Source organism: Alkalitalea saponilacus (genome assembly GCF_900168165.1).
In the GTDB taxonomy this organism is placed as follows: Bacteria; Bacteroidota; Bacteroidia; order Bacteroidales; family Marinilabiliaceae; genus Natronoflexus; species Natronoflexus saponilacus.
In genome coordinates, this window is sequence record NZ_FUYV01000071.1 from 1 (window position 1) to 1,668 (window position 1,668).

Here is a 1,668-nt window from a genome sequence, read left to right on the forward strand (position 1 = left end):
ATCCTGTGCGGTAAGGTTATTTAAAATTAGAAAAAAACTAATTATTAAAAATACTCTCATTTTATGGTGAATCTGCTTGTTAATAACCCACAACGGTTAAATATATGAAATGTTGGGGCTGCGGTGTGCGTCTTTGTCTGCCGTTACTAAAGTTGGTGCGGGGCAGAAAGGTTCACATAAACGCCTATTCCCCAATATTTTATATATGATGTTGGGCACAGGTTTTATTTTCGTCTGTTTTTCTCTTTTTTTTCTAATCTTCGTCTCTTATATTCTTCATTTGCTTGTTTCATTATTTCATCCTTATTAGGTTGTTCAATAAGACTAGATTTATTAATTCTAGATATCTTCGGATTATCAACAACATAGTCAATTAATAATTTGTCATGGAACTTATAATAGAACCAAACCCAATATTTCACTTCATCAACATGTTCGAAAACTTGCGAATTCACACTAAATCTATATTTTAGAAAATATCTTTTCGTTGTACGTCCTCCTCCTTGGCTATATTTGTATATTATAGTTGCTTCTGCTTTCTTAACCAGACTATCCTCAAAGAAATTATCTTTTCTGTTTTGATAACTAATTAAATTAAGTATAGCAAATATTATAGGGATAACTCTTAATCCTAATGATTTTGTTAAACTTATATCCTTTTTTAATCTTTCGATAAACCATATTTGAATTAAAGCAGCTGCGGCTAAAATTATTAGCAAGTTCTTATCGTAAATATATACAGGCAAGAATAAGAGGAATATCTGTGATGTTATAATCACGTAAATCCATTTGTATCCTAATTTTAAGTTCATTTTATTGTAAATGTTTTCATAATGACTGTAACGCCCTCCTGTAAACTTGTGCCCAATGTTAAGCGTATAAAAAGCTGGGGATTGCGGACTTCGTCCCTGTCTGTAGTTACAAAAGCTGATTAGAGGTGGGTGATTCATTTAACCACATATACTTCAATGTGTTATGCATGACGTCGGGCGCTTTTTTATTCTTTTATTAATAATGGTTTACTCAAAGGTTTAATAATAAGTCGGTCGCTTAAGTTAGGAAAATGACCTTGAAGTTCAATTAGAGTATTACTACCAGCATCAATAAAGTACCACCTGTTACCATTATCCATCGAAATACCGATTAATGTACTATTAGTAAGAATTTTGTTTTCATTGTATTTCATAATAATAGTCTGATTAAATGTGCACTGTATTTCATTCAGATAATTAATGGGTTCAGATTGGTTTGAAAACTCTATACTTTTAATTTCTGCTCCATGTAATATTCCTTGATTTAATGTTTCCAAAACTTTGACTTTACCACCAAAGGCCTCTATCAAGACAGGATGCATATAATTAATGTAAGCTTCATGATTTTTAGTTATCAAGGCATTAGCCATAGCTTCAGCTTCGCTTTTTATCCTTTCGCTTAATGACTCATTGTTCAAACATTGGGAATAACTTGAAAGGCCAATTGCTAGGATAATCGAAAATGCGAGTAATGTTTTCATTTTAAGTAAATTAATCGATGTTTTAAGCTGTCTTTTTTCTGTAAACTTGTGCCCAACGTCGATTTGTATGTGGCGGTTTTGCACACCCGAAATTATCTAGAAACGTGAAAGTTTCTGCAAAACTGACATATACAAAATGTTGGCGTTATGTTGAT

The 1,668-nt window shown here is 32.0% G+C and carries 2 protein-coding genes; both read right to left on the reverse strand.

Annotated elements, in window-relative coordinates; all coding sequences use genetic code 11:
• Positions 1-224 precede the first annotated feature (224 nt).
• Entirely contained in the window at positions 225-812 is a 588-nt protein-coding gene (locus B5X70_RS17640) for a hypothetical protein (RefSeq protein WP_079559220.1), read from the reverse strand.
• A gap of 185 nt (positions 813-997) precedes the next feature.
• Complete coding sequence (locus tag B5X70_RS17645; RefSeq protein ID WP_079559221.1) at positions 998-1,513, reverse strand: hypothetical protein; 516 nt, start codon at positions 1,511-1,513, stop codon at positions 998-1,000.
• Positions 1,514-1,668: the final 155 nt, after the last annotated feature.

What these genes read in the sequence shown, in the direction of transcription:
- B5X70_RS17640 (WP_079559220.1), bottom strand. Translation starts at nt 812, where the DNA reads ATGAACTTAAAATTAGGATACAAATGGATTTACGTGATTATAACATCA.
- B5X70_RS17645 (WP_079559221.1), bottom strand. Translation starts at nt 1,513, where the DNA reads ATGAAAACATTACTCGCATTTTCGATTATCCTAGCAATTGGCCTTTCA.